Source organism: Fibrobacter sp. UWH5 (assembly GCF_900142505.1).
Taxonomy (GTDB): Bacteria; Fibrobacterota; Fibrobacteria; order Fibrobacterales; family Fibrobacteraceae; genus Fibrobacter.
Genome location: NZ_FRBB01000021.1, coordinates 32,199 through 58,721, shown reverse-complemented (window position 1 = coordinate 58,721; position 26,523 = coordinate 32,199). Strand labels below are relative to the sequence as shown.

General features: G+C 51.1%; 22 protein-coding genes. 10 read left to right on the top strand and 12 right to left on the bottom strand.

The genetic code is table 11. The annotated features are described in order from the left end of the window. Position 1 precedes the first annotated feature (1 nt). The 3 genes from BUB38_RS13790 (at position 2) to BUB38_RS13780 (ending at position 4,132) form a co-directional block, all read left to right on the top strand. Positions 2-1,312: a LuxR C-terminal-related transcriptional regulator gene (locus BUB38_RS13790; RefSeq protein WP_073161315.1), complete on the top strand. Its 1,311-nt coding sequence runs from the start codon at positions 2-4 to the stop codon at positions 1,310-1,312. Positions 1,313-1,626: 314 nt separating this feature from the next. Continuing rightward, positions 1,627-2,670: a family 16 glycosylhydrolase gene (locus BUB38_RS13785; protein ID WP_073161314.1), complete on the top strand. Its 1,044-nt coding sequence runs from the start codon at positions 1,627-1,629 to the stop codon at positions 2,668-2,670. Positions 2,671-2,743: 73 nt separating this feature from the next. Continuing rightward, positions 2,744-4,132, top strand: coding sequence for a GntR family transcriptional regulator (locus BUB38_RS13780; protein WP_073161313.1), 1,389 nt, complete (start codon positions 2,744-2,746; stop codon positions 4,130-4,132). Positions 4,133-4,312: 180 nt separating this feature from the next. On the opposite strand, the gene BUB38_RS13775 is transcribed toward BUB38_RS13780, so the two are convergent. The 6 genes from BUB38_RS13775 to BUB38_RS13750 all read right to left on the bottom strand — a co-directional run bounded on the left by BUB38_RS13775 (position 4,313) and on the right by BUB38_RS13750 (position 9,236). Beyond that, positions 4,313-5,047: an IMP cyclohydrolase gene (locus BUB38_RS13775; protein ID WP_073161312.1), complete on the bottom strand. Its 735-nt coding sequence runs from the start codon at positions 5,045-5,047 to the stop codon at positions 4,313-4,315. Positions 5,048-5,171: 124 nt separating this feature from the next. Continuing rightward, positions 5,172-5,504: a hypothetical protein gene (locus BUB38_RS13770; RefSeq protein WP_254793713.1), complete on the bottom strand. Its 333-nt coding sequence runs from the start codon at positions 5,502-5,504 to the stop codon at positions 5,172-5,174. Positions 5,505-5,561: 57 nt separating this feature from the next. Next, positions 5,562-7,016: an Asp-tRNA(Asn)/Glu-tRNA(Gln) amidotransferase subunit GatB gene (gene gatB, locus BUB38_RS13765; RefSeq protein WP_073161310.1), complete on the bottom strand. Its 1,455-nt coding sequence runs from the start codon at positions 7,014-7,016 to the stop codon at positions 5,562-5,564. A gap of 72 nt (positions 7,017-7,088) precedes the next feature. Next, the gene (locus tag BUB38_RS13760; protein WP_073161309.1) at positions 7,089-7,646 is read right to left on the bottom strand and encodes a hypothetical protein; all 558 of its coding nucleotides are present in this window, start codon (positions 7,644-7,646) and stop codon (positions 7,089-7,091) included. A gap of 33 nt (positions 7,647-7,679) precedes the next feature. Continuing rightward, entirely contained in the window at positions 7,680-8,132 is a 453-nt protein-coding gene (locus tag BUB38_RS13755; RefSeq protein WP_073161308.1) for a type II toxin-antitoxin system VapC family toxin, read from the bottom strand. Positions 8,133-8,159: 27 nt separating this feature from the next. Then, complete coding sequence (locus BUB38_RS13750) at positions 8,160-9,236, bottom strand: hypothetical protein (RefSeq protein ID WP_073161307.1); 1,077 nt, start codon at positions 9,234-9,236, stop codon at positions 8,160-8,162. 141 nt (positions 9,237-9,377) lie between these two features. Here BUB38_RS13750 and BUB38_RS16125 point away from each other — a divergent pair, with 141 nt between their 5' ends. After that, positions 9,378-10,946: a hypothetical protein gene (locus BUB38_RS16125; RefSeq protein WP_073161306.1), complete on the top strand. Its 1,569-nt coding sequence runs from the start codon at positions 9,378-9,380 to the stop codon at positions 10,944-10,946. A 149-nt stretch (positions 10,947-11,095) separates the two neighbouring features. Here the strand turns inward: BUB38_RS16125 and BUB38_RS13740 are convergent, their stop codons facing one another. Continuing rightward, positions 11,096-11,293 carry a hypothetical protein gene (locus BUB38_RS13740; protein ID WP_073161305.1) on the bottom strand — a complete coding sequence of 66 codons (198 nt, stop codon included), beginning with the start codon at positions 11,291-11,293 and terminating at the stop codon, positions 11,096-11,098. Positions 11,294-11,430: 137 nt separating this feature from the next. Here BUB38_RS13740 and BUB38_RS13735 point away from each other — a divergent pair, with 137 nt between their 5' ends. Continuing rightward, positions 11,431-12,252, top strand: coding sequence for a TatD family hydrolase (locus BUB38_RS13735; RefSeq protein ID WP_073161304.1), 822 nt, complete (start codon positions 11,431-11,433; stop codon positions 12,250-12,252). Between the two features lie 233 nt (positions 12,253-12,485). On the opposite strand, the gene mfd is transcribed toward BUB38_RS13735, so the two are convergent. Both mfd and BUB38_RS13725 read right to left on the bottom strand, forming a co-directional pair. After that, a complete protein-coding gene (gene mfd, locus BUB38_RS13730) occupies positions 12,486-15,833 on the bottom strand; it encodes a transcription-repair coupling factor (protein WP_083542218.1) in 3,348 nt (1,115 codons plus the stop codon). A gap of 29 nt (positions 15,834-15,862) precedes the next feature. Then, a complete protein-coding gene (locus BUB38_RS13725; protein ID WP_073161334.1) occupies positions 15,863-17,197 on the bottom strand; it encodes an MATE family efflux transporter in 1,335 nt (444 codons plus the stop codon). Positions 17,198-17,364: 167 nt separating this feature from the next. On the opposite strand from BUB38_RS13725, the gene lexA reads away from it, so the two are divergent. Then, positions 17,365-18,039: a transcriptional repressor LexA gene (lexA, locus tag BUB38_RS13720; RefSeq protein ID WP_199173986.1), complete on the top strand. Its 675-nt coding sequence runs from the start codon at positions 17,365-17,367 to the stop codon at positions 18,037-18,039. 126 nt (positions 18,040-18,165) lie between these two features. Here the strand turns inward: lexA and BUB38_RS16435 are convergent, their stop codons facing one another. Further along, the gene (locus BUB38_RS16435; RefSeq protein WP_073161303.1) at positions 18,166-19,182 is read right to left on the bottom strand and encodes a hypothetical protein; all 1,017 of its coding nucleotides are present in this window, start codon (positions 19,180-19,182) and stop codon (positions 18,166-18,168) included. Between the two features lie 3 nt (positions 19,183-19,185). Further along, complete coding sequence (locus tag BUB38_RS13710; protein WP_263859330.1) at positions 19,186-19,674, bottom strand: peptidylprolyl isomerase; 489 nt, start codon at positions 19,672-19,674, stop codon at positions 19,186-19,188. Between the two features lie 231 nt (positions 19,675-19,905). Between BUB38_RS13710 and lepA the strand changes: the two genes are divergently transcribed. Both lepA and lepB read left to right on the top strand, forming a co-directional pair. Next, positions 19,906-21,729 (top strand): translation elongation factor 4, encoded by a 1,824-nt coding sequence (gene lepA / locus BUB38_RS13705; RefSeq protein WP_073161302.1) that lies wholly within the window; start codon positions 19,906-19,908, stop codon positions 21,727-21,729. Positions 21,730-21,777: 48 nt separating this feature from the next. Beyond that, positions 21,778-23,001, top strand: coding sequence for a signal peptidase I (lepB, locus tag BUB38_RS13700; protein ID WP_073161301.1), 1,224 nt, complete (start codon positions 21,778-21,780; stop codon positions 22,999-23,001). Positions 23,002-23,144: 143 nt separating this feature from the next. On the opposite strand, the gene BUB38_RS13695 is transcribed toward lepB, so the two are convergent. Then, positions 23,145-24,998 (bottom strand): DUF1015 family protein, encoded by a 1,854-nt coding sequence (locus BUB38_RS13695; protein WP_073161300.1) that lies wholly within the window; start codon positions 24,996-24,998, stop codon positions 23,145-23,147. 39 nt (positions 24,999-25,037) lie between these two features. On the opposite strand from BUB38_RS13695, the gene greA reads away from it, so the two are divergent. Further along, positions 25,038-25,505 carry a transcription elongation factor GreA gene (gene greA / locus BUB38_RS13690; RefSeq protein WP_073161331.1) on the top strand — a complete coding sequence of 156 codons (468 nt, stop codon included), beginning with the start codon at positions 25,038-25,040 and terminating at the stop codon, positions 25,503-25,505. 121 nt (positions 25,506-25,626) lie between these two features. Next, complete coding sequence (locus tag BUB38_RS13685; protein ID WP_073161299.1) at positions 25,627-26,517, top strand: TatD family hydrolase; 891 nt, start codon at positions 25,627-25,629, stop codon at positions 26,515-26,517. Positions 26,518-26,523 lie beyond the last annotated feature (6 nt).

Below are 26,523 nucleotides of genomic sequence, written 5' to 3'. Positions count from 1 at the left end.
ATTGACTAACCGGCAGCTCGAAGTTCTCGACCTGCTGCGCAAGGGGTTGACAAACGCCGAGATTTGTCGTGCCTTGAATATTTCAGAAAACACCGTCAAAATCCACCTGGCCAACATCTACAAGACGCTAGAAGTTTCAAACCGTACGGAAGCAGTAGCCGCAGTCGCAGAAACGGCCAAAAACTGGGTTAATTCCGATGAAGTCCGCATTCGCGTCATCCACGACAGCGACATAAAGGACCATCCCCTTGTCTATGAACTGTTCCACGGCATCGTAGAAAACTTCCAGGAATACCGCCTGTTCCTAATCAATACCGGATTGTCAGACGAAATTGTACAGGATTCAACCTATCAAATTAAAATTTCGGCTTCCCAAGACGGCAACCAGGCATTTATTTCACTGCTCCAGGGCAACAACAAGGCTATTATCTGGTCACAGAACCTTAAACTGGATGACGCAAGCGCAATTGATCTTTACGCAGACCAGTATTCAATCGTGCTGTTCCGCAACATGATCATTTCTGCAGCCAAGGTTCTCGAACAAAACTCCAATGCCTCCCCCGCCTGGTGGTACGCCACGTCATACTCCATCATAAAGAGTGAAAACCGCAGCAGGGACTGTTTCGAAAAGTGCATGTCGATGCTTCAGTCCCTCACGGTGGAAGGAGACATCAGAAACTACGTCCTGTGCAGTCAGGCATCAATCTACTACCTGGGAATTTCCGAAAACTGGGTAAACGGAGAGGAATACGTCAAGAAAATTGGGGAACTGGCTTGCGATACCATGCGCAACAACCCCTCATCGGCCTATTCCATGTTCACCATGGCCCTTTACAATATCCTGTTGGGCAAGAAGAACGAAGCTATCGTCTACTTCGAGGGCATCCTGCTGTCCAACCCGCTGAACGTCATGTGCCGCCGCCTGCTGGTCCAGCTGTATATGCTCATGGGCCGCGAAGAAGACGCCTTAAAGCAGCTTGATGAAATTGCCCGCCTTGTCCCCAACGGTATGGACCAGCCATTCCAATTCGTAGCCAAGGCCATGATCTATTTCCTCCAGGGGAATTACGATTTCTGCGAAAAAGTTTCTAGGCAAGTACTGATGTTCCACCCCGAAATCCCCTTTGCAAGGCTTTTTGTAATTGCCTGCAACAACAAGAATGGGAATTTGGACGAAGTAAAGAAACAGGTGAAGATATTCTACGAATACCATCCAAACTTTACAAGAAATGACTTGGAGCGTTTTATCGGAGGAGTATCTCCCAACCTCAAGCAGATTCTCCTAGAGGCGATCCAAAACATTTTTGACTAAAATCACGAAAAAACGGCAGTTTACCCTGCCTTTTTTCATTTATATAGCCCATATGGGCTATGGCTTTAATCATACCAACTTATTATTTTATGAATACCTAAGAAGGAGAAACGCTCTCTGTCCGACACCTCTTATAGGAGAGCATTATCACTTGGGGGACAAAGAGAGGTAGCCTTCCAATTGGGAGAAGGCTACCTTTTTTTGTTGCCAGACAACCCATCAATCGATACAGTGCTGAGAAATTAACACTCGTTAAACTTGTTATAAAGTTAGACAGTTTATATGTTTGATTCCGGTGTAGAAAAGGAGTCAAAATGAACCTGAAAAAATCTCTCTCTCTCTTGGCAATGGCTGCAGCAGCAGTTTCCGCACAAACCAACGACAGGGACTACTCTGGCGCCGAACTTTACACTAGGGACACCTACGAATACGGTCGTTTCGAAGCCCGTATGCAGATGGCAGCCGGTTCCGGCACCGTCAGTTCCATGTTCCTCTACCACAACGATTCTTACATTGGCTGCGACGAACCCTGGGTCGAAGTGGATATCGAAATTCTGGGCAAGAACCCCAATGAATTCCAGTCCAACATCATTACCGGTTACGGTCCTGCCGATGGCTGCGCCGACAGAAAGCAGTACAGCGAAAAGCTTCATCCCATGAGCCCCGCCGTGAACACCGCCTTCCATACCTACGTCATGGAATGGACTCCGGACTACGTGGCCTGGATTATTGATGGTGTTGAAGTCCGCAGAACCAAGGCTGGCGAACTGAACAGCAAGGGTGCAGATCAGGTCGTAGACCTGAAGAAGAAGCCCCAGGGTCTCCGCTTCAACCTCTGGTCCCATACCGATGCAGGTTGGGTTGGCCCGTGGGACGATTCCATCCTCCCCGTTTACCAGTTCATCAACTGGGTCAAGGTTTACAAGTACACTCCGGGTCAGGGCGAAAACGGTTCCGACTTCACTCTGGACTGGGTTGATAACTTCGATTCTTTCGACTCTTCCCGCTGGCTCAAGGGTAACTGGACCTTTGACGGCAACCGAGTCTACATCAGCTCCAAGAACATTTACGCACAGGACGGCATGATGATCCTCGCCCTCACCAAGAAGGGTCAGGAAAGCTTCAACGGCGTGGTTCCCCAGGATACAGAACCCAGCCCCGTTACAAGCTCTGCAAGCCAGGATCCTTCCTCTAGCGCTTCCGCCGATCCGGCTTCTAGCGCTTCTGAAGATCCGTCTTCCATCAAGAAGCTCACTCCTGCAGCAAAGCTCCAGAATTCTCGCGGCACCTTCAACGCCAAGGGCGAAATGGTGAACAAGGCTAACGCAGCCCGCTACCGCGTAGACTTCAAGCTCTAAAAAAGACTCCAACCCCAAACAACAAAGCCTGTACAGTAGCAATATTGTACAGACTTTTTTTATTTTGTAGTCCGTGAAGAACCGGATTAAGCAAATTTTATTGGATACTCCCCATAAAGATGGAGACCGCCTCCCTTCTATCAGAGATGTGATGAAGCATTATAACACGTCTTCGGGTACGGTACAGTCCGCCCTGAAAGAACTGACGGAAGAAGGAAAAATCTGCAAAATTCAAGGAAAGGGGTGCTTCTGGGGAAAGGAACTGATCAGCCAGAATATACCCATGGTTCACGAAACTGTGGCCGAACGTCTGGCAAAAGCTTTTGACCGCGATTTCGAGCGCGGACTCCTCAAGCCGTCTAAGTCCCTCCCCCAGTCCAAGGAACTGGCCCTGCGTTACAACGTAGCCCAGAACACCTTGCGCAAATTCCTGGATGGAAAGGTTTCCCAGGGAGTCCTGAACAAGTCCGGCAGACAATATTTCTTTGCCCAAAACAGGGTTGTAAACGAAACTTCCCCCCTCAGCGAAGTGATTTTTGTAACTCGATGCAACAGTTGGGGCGGTTTTACGCCAGAAAGTGAACGCGAACTGGATTTTTTGCGTCTAGTATATAGAAAGGCCGGCGCAGAACGGTACAAGCTATCTTTATTAGGCATTAATGATGAAACAGGCAAGATCGTAGACCGTAGCGGAAAGGAACGCAGACTTTCAGACTATCCCAACGCTGTGGGAGCCGTCCTGTCCACTCTGCTGGTGCAGCGATTCCAGCCCCTGTTAAACTTTTTTGCCGACGCCAAGTATCCCGTGGCCGTCTGGTGGGAGCATCCCGAAGAAGCAGTCCCCAAAACATTCTTGCGAAAGTTGAACTGGACCTTCTTCAACTCCACCTTCGGAGAAAATCCCGGTCAGGAAACAGGCCGCTACCTGATGAGCCAGGGCGTCAAGGAAATCAACTACTTTTCGCCCTACCATAATAGTTCCTGGTCCAAGGATCGCCTTATGGGGCTGTTGACTTCGGGCCTGCAGGTACACCCCTACGCAGACGATGAATTTGCAAGTCCCTGGGACTATAAGGAAATTGCCAGAAAGAATGTGGAAAAGCATTCTGTCGAAACATACGCCCGCAACCTGGAAAAGGATAAACTGAAGTCTATGGCCCAGCGCGCAATCGCTGACCGCCAAGGCAAGCCGAACATTCCCTGGGTTTGCGTCAACGACGAAGTGGCCGGCATCTTTATCGAAATGAATGACGATGGCGACATCAAATTGGAACAGCCGGAATACGGTCCCGTTTTGGTGGGGTTCGACAATTCCATCGAAAGCTACCTATTGCGACTCCCCTCTTATGACTTCAATACCGAAGCGTTGGTAGAGCAGATTTTCTACAGCATCAGCAATCCGTCGGAATATTACGACAAAAAGAAAATCCACCACATTTTAGGAAATGTTGTTGAAAAATAGCGAAACAATTCCACAAAAACAAAGGCCCCCAAAAGGGGCCTTCATTTTTCAACAACATTTCCAATTACGAATTATTAAGTACGAATTACGAGAATAATAGTCGCGGAGAAGCCGCCTAACTAAGTCTCATAATTCATACATCGTAATTCATAATTGACTTTGATCTAGACAAAAACAAGTTTACTTGTTTTTGTTGACGATCAAAGTCTTAGCCTTGAAGGTCTTGCGGTCGATGACCTTGACCATCAGGGAAACCTTGTTGTCCTTGTCCAGGGCGTTCCAGTACTTCTTCAGGTTTTCTTCGGCGGTGTCGAAGATGGGCATGAGCTTCGGGGAACCTTCGAAGGAAGGAATGGGCTTGCCGTCAGTCACGTAGGTGCTGATGAAGTGGCCGAGACCCGGGAGAGCCTTTTCGAATTCGAAAGTAGCGCGTTCGCAGCCAGCGTCTTCGCAGTTGTTGCGAGACTTCAGGATGGAAAGCTTGTAGAGAGCCGGCTGGGCATTCTTGTAATGAATACCGGAGATACGCGGAGTGAAGTTGGGAGCGTCGTCTTCGTACTGACGGGTAGCCAGAGCGCTTTCGAAAGTGCCGCCCAGCTTGATGGCGTCATAGATAGTATCAGTCTGGTCACCGTTGGTGATGATCTGAACATCAGCAGTGTGGCGAGCCGGATAGTAGATGATGAGGTGCGGGTCGGTGAGCTTGGATTCATCGAAAGCCTTGGTCTTCATGAAGCCGGTCTTAGCTTCCATTTCGAAAACGCGGTTACGGCTGTTGACGCTGCGGCCCATGATCCAGTAAACCTGAACGAAGGACTTGCCATCGGGGCTGGTGCCGAGAACGATACCACGACCGGGATACGGATTCTTGGTGAGAGCCTTGAAGTTTTCTTTTGCTTCATCTGTATAAGACATATTGTACCTCAAATAAGGTTATAGGTTAAAGATTATAGTTTAAAGATTATAGCTACACGGCTTCGCCGTTCTTAATTATGCGCGAAGCGCCTAACCTCGCCTTTATCCTTTCTCCTATAACCTTTCATCTTTTAGGATTATAATTGTTCATCAGCACCATGGCGATAGCTACGCACAACATAACGACACTACCAACTATGACCTGCTGTTTATGGTCGTACTCGCGTTTGACATAGCTAGGGTTCTCTTCGTTCAGTTCCTGCAAGGTCGGACCTTCCGCCAGCTTTGTACTATCAATACCATAGAGTTCGGCAATTTCAGCATCCGTCATATTTAGGGTATTGACATAGGCGGAATCATACTGGTCCAGCTTGTCGGCGGCAGACGAAACCGCCGGCGTCAGTGCGACGCAGGCGATTGCAAATGCGAATATTGCAAACACACGATTCAATGCCATAGCAACTTGCGAAGCAGAGCCTGCCCTGAGCATAGCGAAGGGTGGCGATTAGGCCGATTATTCCTGAGCCAGCTTGTCGAGAATTTCGTTCACCATACCCGGGTTGGCCTTACCGCCAGACTTGCGCATGGTCATACCCACAAGGAAGCCCTTCAGTGCAACCTTACCAGCCTTGAATTCGGCGAACTGGGCTGCGTTGGCGGCACAGACTTCGCGAACGATAGCTTCGATAGCGCCAGTATCAGCCACCTGGACCAGACCCTTTTCCTTAACGATGTCTGCAGGATCCTTGCCGGTTTCGAACATGTCGGCGAAGACGGTCTTTGCAATCTTACCGTTGATGGTCTTGTCTTCGATCAGGTTCACCAGAGCGCAGAGCTGTTCCGGCTTGATCTTCAGGTCAGCGAGGCCACCTTCCAGATCCTTCATCTTTGCCAGAAGTTCGGTGATGACCCAGTTAGCGAGAACCTTACCGTTCTTGCAGTTCTTGGATGCGGTATCGAACCAGTCGCTGATGTCGCGGTCGTCGGTCAGAACCTGTGCATCGTATTCAGACACGCCAAGGTCATTCATGAAGCGGGCGCGACGTGCATCCGGCAGTTCCGGAAGGGTGCGACGGATTTCTTCCACGAAGGCAGGATCGGTAACGAGGCGTACCATGTCCGGTTCCGGGAAGTACTTATAGTCGTGAGCGTCTTCCTTACTGCGGATAACGATAGTCTTGTCGGCGTTGGGGTCGTAACGCTTGGTGCACTGTTCCACTTCCTTGCCAGCGTCCAAAGTGGCGGACTGCAGGTAGTATTCAGCGTTCAAAGCCTTTTCAAGGTTGGTGAAGCTGTTCAAGTTCTTGATTTCTGCACGGGTGCCGAAAGGTGCGTCTTCGGAAGCGCGGAGGGAAATGTTACCGTCGCAGCGCATGTTGCCGTTTTCCATGTTGGCATTGGAGACGCGGGTGTATTCCAAAGTCTGCTTGATCTTCTTGAGGACCAGCACGGCTTCTTCCGGGCTACGGATATCCGGTTCAGTAACGATTTCGCAAAGCGGAGTACCGCAGCGATTTGCGTCGAAGTGAGAGTCGGTGGGGCTCATGTCGTGGATCAGCTTACCGGCATCTTCTTCCATATGGATACGGGTAATGCCCACGCGCTTCTTGGTACCGTCGGCCTTGATGATTTCCAGCCAGCCGTTCTTGCAAATCGGGTGGTCGTACACCGGAAGACCACCAGTCTGGGTAATCTGATAGCCCTTAGGAAGGTCCGGATAGAAGTAGTTCTTACGAGTCCACATAGCGTTCAGGTCGATTTCGCAGTTGAGAGCGAGACCCAAGCGGATAGCGTATTCCACAGCCTGCTTGTTGGGAACCGGCATGGCACCGGGCATACCCAGGCAAACCGGGCAAACGTGCTTATTAGGAGTAGTGTTCACTTCTATTTCGCAACCGCAGAACATCTTCGTCTTGGTAGCGAGCTGGCAATGGATTTCGAGACCGATAACGGTAGAGTAGTTAGGCATATTAACTCCAGTAAATTTACAAGAGAAAATGTAGAAAAAAGCCACACTAACAAAGTGCGGCTCAATTCAAAATTACTCAATGGTGAAGTATGTATCGTAGTAGATAAAGGGGCGCTTCTTCTTTTTCTTGAACTTGCCCTTTCCACCGCCTTCCAATTCAGAGACCAGATCCTGGAGGCCGCCCATTTCAACCTTGTTGGGATCGTCTTCTTCTTCGGCTTCCTTGACCTTGAAGTAAGGGATTACCAGGTCGAAGTCATCCTTGTCTGCATCCTTTTCGAAGTTGAAGGAATATTCCGTTTCGGTGTTGCCATCCTTAACGCGCTTGGTAGAGATGTTGATGCTCATCAGGCGGGCATTGAGAGTCACTGCATCAAACTGAACAGTCATGTCCAGGGCGTATTCTTCCAGAGGCAAGGTGGTCTTAGAAAAGCAGAAGTCACCAACGCTGTTGAATGCACCATCAATTTCGACACCGTACTTGATCAGGTCGCGGAGCATGCCGTGGGTTGCGCCGTATTCCATAGCCTTGAGGGTGAACTTAGACTTCACCATGAGCTGCTGCAGCTTCAGGGAATACTTGTCCAGACGAGACGTCAGGTTCATTTGCATCTTATATTCATTTGCCATATCGAGTCCTTCTTTTGTCGGGCGCAAATATAATTATAAAACTTCTTCCAGCGTTACCACGGGTATATCCGTAGAGTTCGCAAAGTTCACATTCTCGGTAAGGATGCAATCCGCTCCGTTCACGAATGCCGTGGCCAGTCGCAGGGAATCTTCTTCGGAAAGTTTGTGGTTTGTACGATTGGCAGATGCAAAAAGTTCTGCAGCCTTCACCGCGATTTCGCCATTCACGTCACAGAGTTTAACGTTCTGGGAATGTTCAAAGAACTCACGGTACTGGCGGGCAAGAACGCCCTCCCCTGCCACACAGGCCTTGCGGGAAAGTTCGAACAGGGTGACGCTAGAAGTCAGAATCGTGATGTTCTTTTCGTAAGCATAGTCCAGCACCGACGAAACGACAGGATAGAAGTCCGGATGCATCTGGAGCAGGCGGACAACTGCGCTTGTATCCAGAAATAGAATGCGGGACTGTTCTATAACCTTGTTCATAAAGTTAGAGTGTCTGACCTGCTGTAATTACTCGTAGATTTCCATCTGGGCGATGTCTTCACGCATGCCGGCACGAACCATCCTGAATCGTTCAGCCTTGGGGTAGAAGTACCAGATCCACCATTCACCGCTAATATCGGTGCGCTTGGTCTTGATGGCCACGGGCTTTTCACCCTTGAAGTAGTCGCGCTTGTGGGGAATCACGTGTTCGAAGGGACGATAGGTATGAACTTCTTCGCCAGCCTTACGTTCGATAAAGCCGTTGCCGCCCTTACTCCAGGTGATGGTCACCTTTCCATTTTCATCCTTTTCTTCCTTGCAGGAATCAAAGCCGCTGTCGCACCACTTGAAGTACTTGTAGGTGAAAGCCTGTTCGGGCATGTTGAAGGTTTCGACCACGCGACGGATGCCCCTGAAGTCGTTGTATTCGCCTTCGAGAGTGTAGTTGCCCACGTTGTATTCGGAGCAGCCACGTTGAGCCACCTTCACTCGACGGTTGGCGATTGCCAGGTCAACGGTGCAGCCTTCTTCGCTATAGGTCATGCGACCCTGGCCGCCGGCTTCGCGCATTTCCACATTGCTGGCTTCCAGTTCGGCACGACCAGATTCGGGGCCATTCTGGATGATAAAGGTAAACTGTCTGGGGTTCGTAGGAGACTTCTTGAGGACAACGCGACCGGTTGCGGAGGCGTACTCGCCACTCAGGTCCTGGGCTGCCTGCTGGAAACGGGCCAGGTCGGCGCGCTTGACCCAGAGGGCACCATACTTACAATCGATGGGAACGAAACGGGGCGGTTCAGAGGGAGTTACCTTTTCATAATAGACCACCTTCTTCTTGACGGTCTTCATCTTGGGGCGTCCCTTCTTGTCTTTCTTGACATTGCCCTTCTTGTCCTTGACTTCCACCTTTTCCTTGACAATCTTGGTCTTTTTTACGGAATCCTGGGGAATGGGCAGTTCCTTGATCCAGTCATTAAGCTGGAGGGTTGCTGCGGGGGTACTTTCGTCTACGGTACCGCCAACCTTTTTATAAACGGACAGAGTTTCTTGTGAAAAACCGAATGCAACGGCAAAAAACAATGCAAAAATGATAGATCTCTTCAAAATTCACCTCTTTTGAAGCGTAAAGTTAGCCATTTTAAATGATAAATGAAAGTAAAAACCCCTAAGGAAAGTTTTTTTTACCATACTGCCAAAATTTTTTACTAAAATTTGAACGTGGAATTAGTGAAAGGAGTTCCCTCTATGAAGAAAATGTTTTTAGCCTCTTGCATCATGGCTGCAGCTGTTTTTGCTGCACCTGAAGCATCTGCACCCGCTGCAGCACCTGCTGCCGCTCCCGCCGCTGCAGCTCCCGCTGCCCAGCCTGCTGCCCCCGCTGCCGAAAAGGCCGCTCCTGCTGCTACCGAAGCAGCTGCTCCTGCCGCTGCTCCCGCTGCAGCTGAAGTAGCAGCCCCGGCCGCCGCTCCCGCTGCTCCCGCCGCCGAAAAGGCAGCACCTGCAGCCGAAGTCGCCGCCCCTGCCGAAGCAGCTCCTGCTGAAGCCGCTGCCGCCCCCGCTGAAGAAGTGAAGGCTGCCGAAGCTCCCGCCGAAGCCGCTGCCGAACAGGCACCCGCCGTCGAAGCCGCTGCCGCTGAAGCACCCGCAGCAGAAGCTGTTGCCGCAGAAGAAGCCAAGGCCGAAGAAGTAAAGGCCGCCGAAGCTCCTGCCGCAGAACCTGCCGTCGAAGCAGCACCTGCAGCCGAAGTTGCAGCCGCTCCCGCTGCTGAACAGGCTCAGCCCAAGAAGAAGAAGCGCAAAAAGAAAAAGATGATCGAAAACGCAGTGATGTCTGTTAACCAGATCAACTTCGACATCAACGCTGACTTCGAATTGGAAGCAGGCAAGGTATTCTGGTCTTCCGAAAACGACAAGTATAGCGACAACCTGGAAACCTGGAACGGAGAAGCTAACTTTGCAGTCCTCGCTGAAACCGAAGACTTCAAGGGCAAGATCGGCCTCGCATTCTACCCCGGCGACCTGAAGTCCTCCGACGACAACGTCGACAAGAAGGTCAAGAAGGAACAGATCCGTAACAGCTCCGCAGAAACTGCAGCAGCCGACTACTTCTCCCTGGACGAAGCATGGGCAATGCAGGGCACCGACTACTTCACCTTCAAGGTGGGTCGTTGGGACAACACTGACAAGAGCGGTGACTACTTCGGTGGCTACATCGATGGTTACGTAAACGGCTTCCTCTCCACTCAGGCTTCCGAAAACCAGTTGCAGTTCGGCTTCACCCCGAGCGACAACATGGACCTGTACCTGTCTCTCATCAGCAAGTCTGAAAATCTGGACAGAGGCGACATCCGTGCTGCATTCAACTTCCACGGCCTCGAAGGTCTTGAAAAGCTGAAGGTTCAGCTGGCTTACCGCAGCAACCTCTTCGACGCCATCTACGACGCCGATGCAGACATCAAGCACAACGTTTCCGCCAAGTTCAACCTGCCGGTTGTCTCCAACACCATGGACATCTTCGCTGAAGGCGCCCTCATGGACGTTTCCGACGACCTGGTTATCCCGGTTACCGGCGGTGTTACCTTCTACACCAAGGTTGTAGACCGCATCATCGTCGAAGCCGAATACGTTGCTGACCGTAACGAACACAAGGAATTCGGTGTTAGCGACAAGCAGAAGCATGTGAAGGACGTTCTCGGTGCAATCTACCTGGAAAAGGCATTCACCGACCGCTTCAGCCTCTCTGCTGGTTTCCACAGCTACGGTTCTACCAAGGACTACATGCTGTCTGGCAACCTGGTTGGCCGCATCAACTAATCACATTAGAGAATTTCTCTGAAAAAGTGTCTGGTTTAGCGCCAGGCACTTTTTTTATTCCCAAGGTTAAACGTTCCTTCCCACATATAAACCCAAACAAAAAAAACGCCCGGCTTAAGCCGAGCGCTCGCAAAAAATTTGACTTTAAATTAGAGACCCTTGCGATCCAGATCCATCATGAGAGACTGGAGGGAATCTTCGACGCTGGTGCGGAAGTCAGCAACACCCAGGCTGCAGCTAGCAACAACTTCGCTACCCTTGGCAATGCGAATGATAGTGAAACCACCTTCATTAGAAAAAGAAACAGACAGACCCTTATTCAGAGCCTTTTCCAGCAAATCACGCATTAGAAACTCCTTTTTTGAGGATTGATAAAACTTATAGCCCTAAATTAGGCTTTTTCGTTTGGAAAAACAACCCTTTTTTACAGAATTTGAGCAAAAAAAAGGCATTTTTTAGACCTAGCAAGTCTATATTTTGACACATGTTCGATTTTCACCTCCATTTGTCACGACTCCCCCACTCCGCCGATGTGGCCAAAGCCCTCTTACAAGCCGATTGCGGATTCAACAACGTGGCTTGCGAGCCCTGGGAATGGGAAAAATCGATGGAACTGATGAAAATCACTGACGTTCAGCACGCCCAGTCCGCAACGAAATGGACACAAGCCTTCGGTGTACACCCCATGGCCGCCGCCCAAGTGAGCGAATCAGAAATGAACCGCCTAGAACAGATTCTCCGTAGCGGCGATTATGCCGTTGGCGAATGCGGGCTAGACAAGCGTTTTGAAGGATATGAGTCCGCAGGAGTTCAAGAGCTAATTTTTAAAAGACAGGTAAAGTGGGCGCAGGAATTAAACCGCCCCATTCAGGTTCACTGCGTCGGAGATTACAGCAGGATATTGAAAATGATCGCAGACGTGGAATGCTGCCAACGGGAAACCGCCCCGGTCCCTCAGGTCATTTTCCACCGCTTCGGCGGGGACGCTGGCATTATCAAGGCGACACTGCAACAGCTGGGTACACGGGCCCTCTTTTCGCTGCACGCCGACTCCTTCCGCAAAAAATCAACGGCAGCCGCAATGGGTCTAATCCCTCGGGAACAAGTCCGCTTTGAAACCGACGCCGACGAAAGTTTCTCACCGAACGACGCAAACACTCCAAACGGCGCAGACGTGCCACCCCGAAATGGCTCAGACACCCCCAAAGGCGAATCAGCGTCGGATTGTTCCACCTCAGCCGCCGTTGCCTCCCGAATTCAGGAGTGCTTGGAGCGAATTCATGGGCTGTTTTCGCAGGTTTACTAACCAAACGGGTGCCAAATGGCCAATTAGGCAGTAAAATTTTAATTTGTATGTCTCTTTTTTATGGGTAGCGAGTCTTGATTACGGACCAAACTCCTTTAAAATAGAGATTTAGTTAGTAAAATAAAACACAAATTATCCCGGAACGGATTTTTTTTATGAAAAACTACTAACCAATTACACCAAAAAACGGAGTTTGGTTAGTAAAAATCGCAATTTCGGGGGCTCTCACGCCGTTAAACCGAAATTTTATCAAAAGCCTTGAACTGCTTCAAGGCGTTTTCCGCCAGTTCCGACGCCTTGCCGCGGCCAAGTTCAATCACCACCTGCAAGGGTGAACCGCCCATAATGCGCATGGGGAACAACGCGTTGGCGTACATTTCGCTCAACACGCGGGGGCCAACCGGGGGCGATTCCACGAAGGTGGCCGCAAGCAGCCCCTTCTTCTGTTGCAAGCCCTGGATCTTCAGGCGGCCCGCATGCAGGCCAATTTCAGACACAAGCAAAAGCATCTTGGCCGCTTCGGGAACAGGGCCAAAACGGTCGTTCAGTTCCTGGCCAATGGCTTCCAGATCGCTGGGCTTTGCCGCACGGGAAATCCTCTGGTACAGCGAAATTCGGGTAAGGCCATCCTGAATGTAGTCTTCGGGCAGGTAGGCGTCCACACCCAATTCCACGCGAGTCTGGATGGGCTTTTCCAGCGGACCGCCGCGGAGCATTTCTACCGCTTCCTTCACCAGGCGCACATAAGTTTCAAAGCCAACTTCGGCAATAAAGCCGTGCTGTTCCTGGCCTAGCAAGTTGCCCGCACCGCGGATTTCAAGGTCGCGCATAGCCAGCTGGTAGCCGCTGCCCAAGTCCGTAAACTGTTCCAGAGCCTTCAGGCGGCGCATGGATTCCGGAGAAATTTCATGTTTGGCGGGAATCACCAGCAAGGCCTTTGCAAGAACGCTACTGCGGCCCACTCGCCCACGCATCTGGTACAGCTGACTGATGCCAAAATGATGGGCGTTCATAATGATAATCGTATTGGCGTTAGGAACGTCCAGGCCCGACTCGATAATGCTTGTGCTTACGAGAACGTCAAACTTTCGAGACAGGAACGCGTCCATGGAATTTTCCAGATCGCGATCGTCCATCTGACCGTGAGCCACACCGATTACCGCATTAGGAACCAGTTCCTGAATTTCGTCGGCCAAATCGTAAATGTTCTGCACGCGGTCATTCACGATAAACACCTGACCGCCACGGGCCAGTTCGTCTACAATGGCGTTCTTGATGACTTCATCGTCACGCTTCAGCAACTTGGTTTCAACAGGCAGGCGATTTACCGGCGGCGTATTGATCAAGGAAATATCGCGGACGCCGGTCATGCTCAAATGCAGGGAACGGGGAATGGGCGTGGCACTCATGCTCAAGGTGTCCACCGCCAGACGCATCTCGCGGAGTTTTTCCTTCTGCTTTACGCCAAACTTCTGTTCTTCGTCAATAATCAAAAGTCCCAAGTCGTGGAACTGATTCTTTTCAGAAAGCAAGGCGTGTGTTCCGATCAGAATATCCACCTTCCCTTCGGCCACCTGCTTGAAAATTTCCTTCTTTTCCTTGGTGGTCTTGTAGCGGTTCACCAAAGCGATGTTGGCGCCGAAACCCGCAAAACGATCCATGAAATTTTCATAATGCTGGGCCGCCAAAATGGTGGTGGGAACAAGAACGGCAACTTGCTTCTTGCTGGCGATACTCTTGCAGGCGGCGCGCATGGCCACCTCAGTTTTTCCAAAGCCAACGTCACCGCAAATCAGGCGGTCCATAGGCTTATGGCTTTCCATATCCCTCTTGATATCGGCGGTTGCCTTCACCTGGTCGGGTGTGGGATCGTATTCAAAGGCGTCTTCAAATTCACGCTGCAGACTATCATCAGGCGGGAACTCAAAACCATCGATCAGTTCGCGCTTGGCGTAAAGTTCCACCAGTTCGCGGGCAATCTGGATGACCTTCTGCTTGACACGCTTCTTGACATTTTCCCAGCTCTTGCCGCCCAGCTTATCTAGCTTCGGTTCGTTTTCGCCGTTATCGAGACGCTCAATTTTTTGAAGGTCCGCCACAGGGAATTTCAGCTTGTCGCCGCCGGCATATTCCAGCAAGGCGCAGTCCACCATGCCGCCGTTCACTTCTACACGGACAAGGCCCAAATAACGGCCAACCCCATGATCTTCGTGGGCTACGAAATCCCCGCGGTTCAGGGATTCCACCATTAACGCACCCGAAACAGAGCCAGCGATTTTCCTTTTGCGGACCTTATTGGAATGACGATTGAAAATTCGAGTTTCCGTCAAGAAGGCGACCTTGTCTTCTTCAAGCCAGAAACCTTCGGTCATATTGCCCAGGATATATTCTTCGATGGGGTAATTGCCAAAAACAAGACGCAAACGGTTTAGGCCCCCCTGGGTGGGGGCCACAACATAAACGGTGCCGCCCGCCGCAGTGAATTCCTCAATTTCACGTTCCACCTGTTCGGTTCCGTGAGATGAAAAATCCTGAGGCTTACAATGAAGATCGAACCAGTTGCAGTCATCCACCTTGACGCGGGTCATGTCCATGGAGGCGCGCCCCACAAAGCCGCGGGAAAGTTCGCCGATCTTGTAAATCAAATCGCTGGGAGCGCAGGCTTCTTCATCCACCAGACGCACTTCATGGTAGGCGGCCTCGTAAGCATAATAAGTCTTGGAAGCCTGTTCCGAAAGCAGGGAAAGTTCCTCGAAAACCAGGGAGGCTCCCGGCAAGTAATCCAGCAGACTTCTTTCCAGACGTTCATAGCGACCGCGGTGCCACCAGAGCCCTTCCTGTTCGCCATTATAGCGAGACAGTTCCTTTTCGGGAACGGTAAATTCGCCCATGGGGTACAGCTGAACTTGTTTCATCTGCTCCACAGAACGCTGGCTGAAAATATCAAAACTTCTAATGGATTCGATTTCGTCGCCAAAGAATTCAATTCGGATCGGGTGCGGGTAAAGCAGGCAGTTTACGTCAACGATACAACCGCGAACCGAGAACTCCCCAACCCCGCTAACCACAGGCTGTTCCACAAAACCGTGGTCCATGAACCAGGGGCGAAGCGTAGACGGTTCAAGAACGTCACCCACCTTCAAATTCAGGCAGTTCTTCATCACGGCACCCGGACTGGGCAGGCGCATGATAAAGGAATCCAGGGGGCAAACCGTAATAAAGGGCGCCTCCCCATGATTGGAATTGTACTTATCTACGTCTCGAAAAAACTTTAGACGTTCTTCTAGGACACCCTCAAAAGGAACCTTCTTTTCGTAAGGCTTCAGGCCCACCGAAGGGAAGAATCGCACGAACTGCTCCCCCACCAGGCTTTCCAGATTTTCAACCCATGCCTCGGCACTTCGGTAATCCCTAGCCACCACAATAATGGGCTCCGGATTCTTCAAGTAACGAGTCGCCACCATCATGGCCGCAAGCGGAATCGTCGCTCCGTTTACGTGGATGGCCTCTCCCTTGACCTTGTGAAAAACGTTAAGGGTTTGCGAGTGGGCGAAGGTTAAAAATTCTGATAAGGATTCCATAATTCGGTGTAAAGATAGCTTTTTTAGCTTTACACCACAGCCTTGGATTTCCAGCGGCCGCTACGCCAGCGCCAAATGTTTGCAATGGAACGGTAGAATTCATCGCAGGCAATGCCGAGCCATAAACCCACCAGCCCAAGGTCCAGAACAAAAGCCAGGAACAGTGCAGTCGGAGCCGCCAGGACCCACATCATGCAGCTTCCCACAATGGCCGGGAACTTGGAATCACCGGAAGCGCGTAAGGACGTGGTCACAATAAAGTTCACCGCCTTGAAAGGCTGCACCGCCACATCGCACCAAAGGCAAAGGCATCCAAGCTTAATGACGTCGGGATTATCCGTAAAGAATCCGATTAGATGCTCCCCCATCAGGGCCATGCAAATGGACAGCACCAGACCGCTGACCACGCCAATGGCAAGAGTCTGATAGACCCTCTTGTTGGCCTTTTCAAAATCGTGGGCCCCCACCAGATGGGCTACCAGAATCTGGTTTCCGTGGCCAAGGCCACTGCCAAGAATCACAGAAAGGGCTGCGAAGTTTCCCGCAAAGACGCGGGCCGTCATGGCCGTCGTTCCCACATACACAACCATGGCGGTAATAAAAACCTGGAACAGCTGAAAGCTGATGGGTTCCGCAGCGGCAGGCAATCCAATTCGGATCCAGTCCGGCAAAATGGCGCGGGAACGTTTCAGGTCGCGACGGTGAGTCTGATGTTCCACCTTATACCGCAAAACGCACCACAAGATTCCAGAAGAAATCAACCAGGAAAGCGCGGTGGCCAGGGCGACGCCATACACGCCCATCTTGGGTAAGCCAAAACAACCTTCCAAAAAGACATAGTTCATGGCCGCATTGGAAATAATGGTCACCAAATTGCCTAGCAAATTCCAAATTGTCAACCCATGAGTCGCAATAAGAGCTGTCAAGGTGGACTGCGCAGACCTGAAAGCAAAACCGGCAGCCACCACAGAAAGGAACTGCTTGGCAAACTGGGCGGGAGCCTCTTCCAACCCCATCCACTTGGGAATGTACCCCGAAATGGGCCAAATGATCAAGCTGAGGGCAAATCCAAGAATCAGACTGCCCACCAACACCATGGACTGCGTCGAACGGGCGTGACTTTTCTGATTGGCCCCGATAAACTGCGATGCGATACTGGCACCGGATTGGGCCAGGGCATTGAGGGCCGTAAAAAGGGCGGCAAGAACAGGCATCATGGCACCGACCCCAGCCGCAGCCGTTTCCGACGTTCGGGAAAGGAACCAGCTATCCATCAGGGGCTGGAGCATCCCAATGGCAAAAGTCAAAATGAGAGGCCACGAGAGGCTTATAAGGGAACGATCCTTGACTTCAACCTTTTTCATGGCGCGGATTTTAGAAATAAAGACGGCCAAAAACTAGATGGACCTCAAAATAAATTGGTTCTACCAGTATACAGGAAAAAAAACTCACTTTTGTGCAGTGTTCATATTGACAATTATCCATTTGAACACTATATTTATAAATGTAAAGTTCAAAAGCGAGGTTTATAATGGAAATGAACGATTCTATGCAGGGTAACGAAAGTTCCCGCAAGGAACTGACTTCCCGTCAGGAAGAAATCCTGGAATACATCAAGAAGTACTCCAAGGAAAACAAGATGCCGCCCACCGTGCGCGAAATCGGCAACCATTTTGAAATTTCTTCTACCAATGGCGTGCGTTCCATTCTCGCAGCCCTCATCAAGAAGGGTTACATCAGCCGTTCTCCCCGCCTGAGCCGCGGTATCGAAATCATCGGTTCCAACGATGACGAAAATAAGGAACTGGCACCCAGCAACACCATCGAAATTCCTATCGTGGGTCGAGTTGCAGCAGGTACCCCCATTCTCGCAGTGCAGAACCTGGAAGGTACTGTTACCATCGACCGCGATTTTCTGGCTTGCCGTACCGACGTCTTTGCACTCCGCGTCAAGGGCGATTCCATGATCAACGCAGGAATCTTTGATGGCGATTTGATCTTTGCACGTCAGCAGAAAACCGCAGACCGCGGCGAAATCATCGTAGCCCAGGTCGATAACGAAGCTACCGTCAAATATTACCACCCCAACGCAGACCACGTCGAGCTGCGCCCTGCAAACCCCAGCTATCGTCCCATCATCGTAAAGAAAGACAAGGACTTTGCCATTGCAGGCCGCGTCATCGGCGTTATGCGCAAGATTAGCTAACCTGCGATTTTTCAAACTCGCTTGCATTTATACAAAAAAAGGCGGACAAAAGTCCGTCTTTTTTTATACCCACACTTTTATAGCCATAAAGAAAGAACCACCGACGAAAGCCGGTGGATTCATTCATTAATCATCAAGATCGGCGAGATCGTCTTCGGCAGCCTTCAGATCGTCTGCGTCCGGTCCCATGATATCTTCATCTTCTTCATCAAGGGAGTCGCCCATGCCGCCCAGCTGGTATTCCACCTTGCGGGCTTCCTTGGACTGACCAAGCTTGAGGATGAATGCACATTCTTCGCAGTAACCGAGATGCTTATCGACCCAGAATTCCGGAGACACCAGGTTGCGGTTGCAACGGGTACACATCTGGGATGCAGCTTCGCGTTCGAAAGCCAGGTTCTGTTCTTCCAGTTCCTTAAGGATACGTTCAGTCAGTTCTTCCTGAGTTTCTTCAGCAAGAGAAGCCTTGTGACGGATAGCTGCAGTGGGCTTCATTTCGAGACTCTTCATTTCAGAAGACATCTTCTTCTTGTTGGAACGGTCTTCCTGTTCATCAATTTCGACGAACATGACAGACTTAGACAACTTCTTGACGCCTTCCAGCAAAACAGCATAGTCGTACTTGGAGTCAACCTTGGATTCAGCCTTGGGCTCAACCTTCACTTCCACTTTTTCTTCCTTGACTTCAACCTTTGCAGTCTTTGCATGAGCCTTTTCTTCGGCCTTGGGAGCTTCCTTCACGGCGGCCTTTGCAGTCTTTGCAGGAGCCTTTTCAGCAACCTTTTCTTCGGCCTTCGGAGTTTCCTTCGCTGCAGCCTTAGAAGCCTTGGTTTCCTTGGCACTTGCCTTGGAAGCCTTTGCAGGAGCGGATTCAGCAGCCTTGGCTGCGGCCTTTGCCTTGGCGGGAGCAGCCTTTTCAACCTTTTCAACCTTTTCGGCAGCCTTGGCAGCCGGTTTGGCAGCAGACTTAGAAGCAGTCTTGGAGGCAGTTTCCTTGGCAGCAGACTTTGCGGCCTTGGGAACTTCCTTTTCTACAGGCTTAGTTGCCGGTTTCTTGGCTGCACTGGCAGTGGCAGTCTTTTTTGCAGCCGGTTTCTTTTCGGCGGCCTTGGTTTCCTTCGTTGCAACTTTCTTAGAACTCATAGATTACTTCTTTTCTTCGATTTTAATGTTTAAAATTGGGTCGTTCGGTTCAATGCGGCAAACAATATCTTGCCCCTGAAGAACGCGGCCAAACACAGTATGCTTGCCATCCAGGTGGTGCTGCGGTGTCTGAGTAATAAAGAACTGAGATCCGTTGGTGTTGGGGCCACGGTTCGCCATAGAAATCACACCGGCATCATGAACCAGGCTGCTGATTTCATCGTCAATGGTGTATCCAGGACCGCCGGTGCCATTTCCCTTAGGATCGCCACCCTGAATCATAAAACCGTTAATCACACGATGGAACAGAAGTCCATTGTAAAAACCGCTATTGGAAAGTTCAACAAAGTTTGCCACCGTATTCGGAGCAGCCTTAAAATCCAGTTCCACGACAATAGGACCTTCATGAGTAGAAATGGTCGCTACAATGGACTTGATTCCAGTATAATCCTTATTGAAGACCTTCCCTTTTTCGCCATCAGCAAATGTCAAGGAAAAAAGCCCACACAGACCAACACAAAAAACACATGCAAGTGCTAATTTCTTGAACAGTTTCATAGATTCCATCATGTAATCGTATACGAACGAGTTTTTGTCAATAAAAACTAATTGCCTGTAGAATATAGAATATATCGGTTCGGGGGAGGCTGAGCATTTTCTATATTTGGGCGAAATTAAGACGCTTTTAACGAAGTTCTCAACAACTGGAACCAATAGCTCACTATGGCTCATAACGACAATATCAGAAACTTCAGTATTATCGCCCACATCGACCACGGTAAATCCACCCTGGCCGACCGAATGATCGAACTGACCAAGACCGTTTCCAAGAACGAAATGATGAACCAGCTCCTGGACGACATGGACCTGGAACGCGAACGCGGTATCACCATCAAGGCCCACGCCATCCGCATGGTCTACGAACGTGACGGCAAGGAATACATTCTGAACATGATCGACACCCCGGGTCACGTGGACTTCACCTATGAAGTGAGCCGTTCCCTAGCCGCTTGCGAAGGAGCCATCCTGGTGGTGGACGCAAGCCAGGGCATCGAAGCCCAGACCCTCTCCAACCTGTACCTGGCCATCGAGAACAACCTGGAAGTGATTCCCGTCTTGAACAAGGTTGACTTGCCGGGTGCCCAGCCCGACCACTTCGCCCAGATGATCGGCGACCTGCTAGGCTACGATCCGGATAAGATTCCCCGCATTTCTGCAAAGACGGGTCTCAACGTGGAACAGGTCCTGGACAAGATCGTCGATGAAATTCCCGCCCCCACTGGCGAAAGCGATAAGCCCCTGAAGGCATTGATCTTTGACTCCGTGTACGATTCCTACCGCGGCGTCATCAACTACATCCGTATTGTAGAAGGCACCCTGAAGCCCGGCATGAAGATCCGCATGATGAAAACCGGCGGCGAATACATGGTCACCGAAGTAGGTACCTTCAGCATGCGTCGCGACCCCAAGCCGGAACTGACCGCAGGCATGGTAGGCTATGTGCTTGCCAACGTCAAGACCATCAGCGACGTGAAGATCGGCGACACCTTGACCGACGCAGCAAATCCTGCAACGGAACCCCTGCCCGGCTACAAGGATATCCTCCCCATGATCTACTCCGGTATCTACCCCATCAATCCGGAAGATTACAAGGACCTGCGCGAAGCTCTTGAAAAGTTGCGCTTGAACGACTCCGCCCTCACCTGGGAACCGGAAACTTCCGAAGCCTTGGGCTTTGGTTTCCGCACTGGCTTCCTGGGACTCTTGCACATGGAAATCGTGCAGGAACGCCTGGACCGCGAATTCAACGTGGACATCATTACCACCGTCCCCAACGTGGAGTACCACGTTTACATGAGCGATGGCGAAATGATCAAGATCGAAAGCCCCAGCAAGCTCCCCGACGCCAGCCGCTACGACCACATCGAGGAACCTTACGTAAAGGCCCAGATCTTTACCCCCAAGGAATTCGTGGGCGCCCTCATGACGCTTTGCGACGAAAAGCGCGGCGAGTTCGAGACCATGGAATACCTGGACGAAACCAAGTGTATCTTGAAGTACAACCTGCCCCTGGCAGAAATCATGTTCGACTTCTATGACCGTCTGAAGTCCGTGAGCCGCGGTTACGCCGGTCTGGATTACGCCCCCATGGGCTACCGCCAGAACAACCTGGTGAAGCTGGACATCCTTTTGAACGGCGACCCGGTGGACGCCTTCTCCGTGATTATCCATCGCGACAAGGCCCACACTTACGCCAACGCCATCTGCGTCAAGCTGAAGGACCTTATTCCCCGTCAGCAGTTCGACGTGGCTATCCAGGGTGCCATCGGCGGAAAGATCATCAGCCGCAGCACCGTGAAGGCAGTACGTAAGGACGTGCTTGCCAAGTGTTATGGCGGTGACATTACCCGTAAGCGCAAGCTCCTTGAAAAGCAGAAGGAAGGGAAGAAGCGCATGAAGAGCATCGGCTCTGTGGAAGTGCCTCAGAAGGCATTCCTCGCAGTTCTTTCCCTCTCCGACAATTCCTCCGGCGGCAGCGAAGACTAATCGAGGCGGGGTTAAGAGTTGTCTAGACTAGACCGAAAAGTTAGGCGTTTGCAGAGGCGTAACAGCCAAAGCCACGCCTTCTTTTTGTTTTTCGTCCTGATAGCCATATTCGCGGCATCCATTTTAGCCCGATACTACGTAATCGATCCGGTGCAGATTCCCGACTCTTCCATGTTCCCTAAGTTCAAGGAACGCTCGGTTGTCTGGGTATGCAAGCTCCCCCAATGCGCATCATCTGCCAAGGAGCAGGATTACGTCCTGGCAAAGTTCTATAGCAACGAGTATATGATCCGCAGGATTATCGCCATGCCGGGCGATACAATCAGCATCTCGGACAAGGGTAAAGTCATTACGCCCCACCGCCACTTCAAATGGAAAGGCGAAGACGCATTCATCCAGACCCAATCCATCTACATTCCCAAAATCGGCGACACCCTCAGATTCGAACAACTGAACGAAGTAGAACAGGATTACCTGATTTCATACCTCCATAGCCTAGGCGAAAAAGTATTCGTCAAGACCACCTTGTGGCAAGGCGAAAGAGAAATCAATATTGACCGTGTCGGTGCAACCAAGATCGCAAACAGACAGGTCAGCCTAAAGGAAATTGACTTTCTGCCCTGGCAAGACCGTTACCTGATAGAACTCCAAATTAGACGGAGTGAACCCGGTAATTCACCAATCAAGTTAAAACGCAAACTATATAGAATAAAGCAAAAGGAACTGCCTCCTACAAATATCGCGGAACAAGACTCCCTGCAAGACTCTGTAGACATCTCCTTGACCCCACCAGGCGAAGTTACAGTCCCAGAAATAGCCAAGGTCGATACGGCAAGCGACGAACCGCAGCCACCTCCCCCACCCGAAGAGACTGCGGAACCACTAGACGAAGTAATCATTACAAAGGACTGTTACTTCCTAGCCTGCGAAAAAGGATCCAACTGCCCCGACTCCCGTGAACTAGGTTACTTCTCTGCCGACCACATTGTGGGGCTCCACCTAAAGACCCCCGACAAGATAAAGGCGAAGTTCGTAGACCCGGCCCTCACCTACGTCAAAGCAGCAGAAGTCGTAGCCAAGGACATCTGGAGGATCGTAAAGGACTCCGCAGAAAAAGCCTACAACTTCGTGGTTGAGATCTTCAAGAGCGACGAGGCTGACGAAAGCGAAAAGGATGATGAAAGCGAGGACGCTCCCAGCAAGAAGGTCAAGAAACCTCAGCCGACTAAGCCCCGAAAGTCAGCCATCAAACGCGAAGACATGGAGCCCTAACACGAAATCCTAATCGTAGGTTCCAATCGCAAAACCAAACACTAAATTTCAAACACTAAACTTCAAACGGAATCATTCCGATAAAAAAGAAAGGCGGCCGGTAAAACCAGCCGTCTTTCTTTATAGTCCATTCGCTTTCGGAATTAGTCCAGAGTGTGAACCAGCAGACCGTCGCGGAGCTTAGGTTCGAACCAGGTGCTCTTGGGCGGCATGATTTCGCCAGCGTCGGCGATGTTCATGAGCTGATCCAGAGTGGTCGGATACATGGCAAATGCGCAAGCGCATTCACCGCTATCGACACGCTTCACCAGTTCGCCGAGACCACGGATACCACCGACGAAGTCGATGTTCTTGGAGGTACGAGGATCATCAACGTCGAAGAGGGGCTTCAGGATGAGCTTCTGGAGGAGAGCCACGTCAAGGCTATCTACGGGGCCAAGGTTCTGGAGGTATTCAGCCTTGAAGGTGCAAGCATACCACTTGCCGCCCATGTAGAAGTTGACCTGGTTCTGCTTTGCGGGGCTCTGCATTTCAGCCAGCGGAGCAATGTCAAAGACCTTTTCCATTTCAGCCATGAGCTGTTCCGGAGTACGGCCGTTCAGAGACTTGAGAACGCGGTTGTAGTCCAAAATCTTCAGCTGGGTGCTGGGGAACAGGATAGCGAGATAGCGGTTGAATTCTTCGTCACCGGTGTAGGTGCCAGCCTTCTTGGCTTCTTCGGCACGGTAGCTAGCGGCGCGAGCGCCTGCAGCACTACGGTGGTGACCGTCGGCGATGTAGCTCACGGGAACAGCTTCGAAAGCCTTGCGGATAGCGGCGATCTTGGCGTCGTCTTCGATAACCCACACAGTGTGGCCAAAGCCATCAGCTTCGGTAACGAAGTCATAGGTGGGAGCAGTCTTGATTACGTCGGCCAGCAGTTCAAACTGACCTTCGTCGCGGTAGGTCAGGAACACCGGACCAGTGTTGGCGTTGGTGCCGAGAACGTGGCGGAGACGGTCTTCTTCCTTGTCTGCGCGGGTCAGTTCGTGCTTCTTGATGGTACCATTGAAATAGTCTTCTGCAGGAACGCAGCAAACCAGACCGTACTGTTCGCGGCCGTTCATGGTCTGGCGATAAATGTAAAGGCAGTCCTTCTTGTCGTGAGCGATAACGCCATCGGCAATCATCTTGTCCAGGTTTTCGCGAGCGTGGGCATAGACCTTAGGATCGTATGCATCCAGGCTGTCGTCCAGTTCCAGTTCGGAACGGGTAACGCGGAGGTAGGAGTGAGGAAGGCCCTGAGCCATTTCCTTGGCTTCAGCGCGGTTCATCACGTCGTACGGGAGAGCGGAGATGTTCTTGGCTTCGGCCGGATCAACGGGGCGCAGAGCCTTGAACGGGTAGATGTGCATCATAGGTTTCTTTCCTTTGTTGCGTGTTTCTTTGATTAAAACTTCATCTTCGGCAATCAGATTGTGAATATAGCCCGTCTTGGCGGCAAGCCACTTCTTTTTGCGGTAGCCCACCACGAAGTAGGCGATAAAGAAGAAAATAAAGCCAGTAATGGTGGCAATAATTTCGATACCCACCAGGAAGGCGAAAAGGTGACCGGAAGCGTTGTGCCACAGGTTACCCATGATCGTACCGAAATTGCTCCAGGAGACCTGTTCGAATTCCTTGAGGAAGTCAAAACTGATGGCTTCGGGCTGCACAATGGCACAGCCAAGAGCATAACCTGCCGGATAGAAAAAGCCGAACTGAGTGACCGGGTTAGCCACAAAATCTGCGATGACACCGGGAACCTTGGGCAACTTGAACAAGGCGCAAGTAGCCACAGTCATAATGATGGCAACGCCAAAGGTGGGACTCACACCAATAAACACACCCACAAATACAGACCAGGCCACTTCCAGAGCATCGTGACGCCTCGGGAACATTCTATTGTAATAAATGCGGCTAAGGCGCTTATACTTGGATTCCTGACGTCTTTTGGGGATTCTATCTAAAACACTCATATGGTTTGCAAAGATAGCAATTTTTCTACATTTTCAATCATGAAACATCTGATATCGCAAGAAGGTTTTGACAAGTTCAAGGCGGAATGGGAACATTTGAAGTTCGTGGAACGCCCCGCCATGATCAACCAGGTCCAGGCAGCCGCTGCCGAAGGTGACCGTAGCGAAAATGCAGCCTACACTTATGGCCGTATGCGAGTCCGCGAAATCGACCGCCGCCTCCGCGAACTGGATCGAATCCTGGACGGTGCCCAGGTGGTTGCCGCCCCCGCCTCTGACGACGGCTCCATCAGATTCGGCGCTACCGTCAAGATGAAAGATATCAAGACCAAGCGCGAACGCATCTACAGCATCGTAGGCGAAAAGGAAATCAACCCGCTGGAAGGCAAGATCAGTATGAAGTCTCCCGTCGGCGAAGCCCTCATGGGAAAGAAGCAAGGCGAACAAGTGCAAGTACAGGCCCCCAAAGGCCTAATCACCTACGAAATCGTGGAAGTAAGTTATTAAGTATTGAAGCCGGTCGCTTCGCGCCCTCTGAGGTTCGATGCGGAAACCCCTCAAACCTCAAAGCATCCGAAGGATGCGCCCTCTCACCTCAAAGCGGCAACGCCGCGACCTCGTACCTGTTATGTTTATCGATTCTCATTGTCATTTGGATGCTTACGAGGAATATTCTGGCGAAACGCTGGATGCACTTTTTGCCCGCCTGCAGGCCGCAACGGATGCCGCACGCTTAAATTCAACCAGCACCGCCGCCTTCCCCATTCCCGACCTCAGTAGCCAAAAAAGCTGGAGCAGCTCCAAGTCCAACACGCCCGACCCTAACATACGCATGCCCGAAGCATTCATCCACGTGGCCTGCGACCCCAAGGATCTTGACAAAGGCGTCGAGCTTATCGAAAAATACAGTTTCGTATACGGCGCATTCGGAATCCACCCGGAATACGTCAGCGTCACCACTCCCGACGACGAAGCCCGCATTGCAGGCCTCCTGAAGCACCCCAAGTGCGTCGCCTGTGGCGAAATCGGCCTCGACTACCATTACGGCGCCGACAAAAAAATCGACCAGTGCAAACTCTTTGAACGTCAGCTGTCTATCGGCATAGACTCCGGCAAGCCCCTGGTATTCCACCTCCGCGAAGCCGACGAAGACGCCCTGGCCATTCTCCGTAACGCAAACCTGCACGACCGCAACATCCACGTACATTGCTTTACGGGTTCTCCCGAATTCGTCGAAGAACTTCTGTCCCTAGACGCAAACGTGTTCATCGGATTTACCGGGATCGTCACCTTCAAGAGTGCCCAGAACGTCCGTGACGCCGCCATGCTGGTCCCCTACAACCAGATCCTGCTAGAAACAGATTCCCCCTACATGGCCCCCGTGCCCCACCGCGGAAAAACCTGCCATTCCGGATTCATTCCCTACACCGCCCAGATGCTTTCGGACATCAAAAAAATACCTGTAGATGAACTCTACAGGCAATGTCGCGAAAATACTCGCCAGTGTTACGGAATCTAGGCTGAA

Coding starts and splice junctions, on each gene's coding strand:
- greA (WP_073161331.1), top strand. CDS start 25,038: ATGAAACATCTGATATCGCAAGAAGGTTTTGACAAGTTCAAGGCGGAA.
- mfd (WP_083542218.1), bottom strand. CDS start 15,833: ATGGAATCCTTATCAGAATTTTTAACCTTCGCCCACTCGCAAACCCTT.
- BUB38_RS13755 (WP_073161308.1), bottom strand. CDS start 8,132: ATGAACAAGGTTATAGAACAGTCCCGCATTCTATTTCTGGATACAAGC.
- lexA (WP_199173986.1), top strand. CDS start 17,365: ATGGAAATGAACGATTCTATGCAGGGTAACGAAAGTTCCCGCAAGGAA.
- lepA (WP_073161302.1), top strand. CDS start 19,906: ATGGCTCATAACGACAATATCAGAAACTTCAGTATTATCGCCCACATC.
- BUB38_RS13685 (WP_073161299.1), top strand. CDS start 25,627: ATGTTTATCGATTCTCATTGTCATTTGGATGCTTACGAGGAATATTCT.
- BUB38_RS13760 (WP_073161309.1), bottom strand. CDS start 7,646: ATGGCAAATGAATATAAGATGCAAATGAACCTGACGTCTCGTCTGGAC.
- BUB38_RS16435 (WP_073161303.1), bottom strand. CDS start 19,182: ATGAGTTCTAAGAAAGTTGCAACGAAGGAAACCAAGGCCGCCGAAAAG.
- gatB (WP_073161310.1), bottom strand. CDS start 7,016: ATGCCTAACTACTCTACCGTTATCGGTCTCGAAATCCATTGCCAGCTC.
- BUB38_RS13725 (WP_073161334.1), bottom strand. CDS start 17,197: ATGAAAAAGGTTGAAGTCAAGGATCGTTCCCTTATAAGCCTCTCGTGG.
- BUB38_RS13735 (WP_073161304.1), top strand. CDS start 11,431: ATGTTCGATTTTCACCTCCATTTGTCACGACTCCCCCACTCCGCCGAT.
- BUB38_RS16125 (WP_073161306.1), top strand. CDS start 9,378: ATGAAGAAAATGTTTTTAGCCTCTTGCATCATGGCTGCAGCTGTTTTT.
- BUB38_RS13695 (WP_073161300.1), bottom strand. CDS start 24,998: ATGAGTGTTTTAGATAGAATCCCCAAAAGACGTCAGGAATCCAAGTAT.
- BUB38_RS13775 (WP_073161312.1), bottom strand. CDS start 5,047: ATGTCTTATACAGATGAAGCAAAAGAAAACTTCAAGGCTCTCACCAAG.
- BUB38_RS13785 (WP_073161314.1), top strand. CDS start 1,627: ATGAACCTGAAAAAATCTCTCTCTCTCTTGGCAATGGCTGCAGCAGCA.
- BUB38_RS13770 (WP_254793713.1), bottom strand. CDS start 5,504: ATGGCATTGAATCGTGTGTTTGCAATATTCGCATTTGCAATCGCCTGC.
- BUB38_RS13740 (WP_073161305.1), bottom strand. CDS start 11,293: ATGCGTGATTTGCTGGAAAAGGCTCTGAATAAGGGTCTGTCTGTTTCT.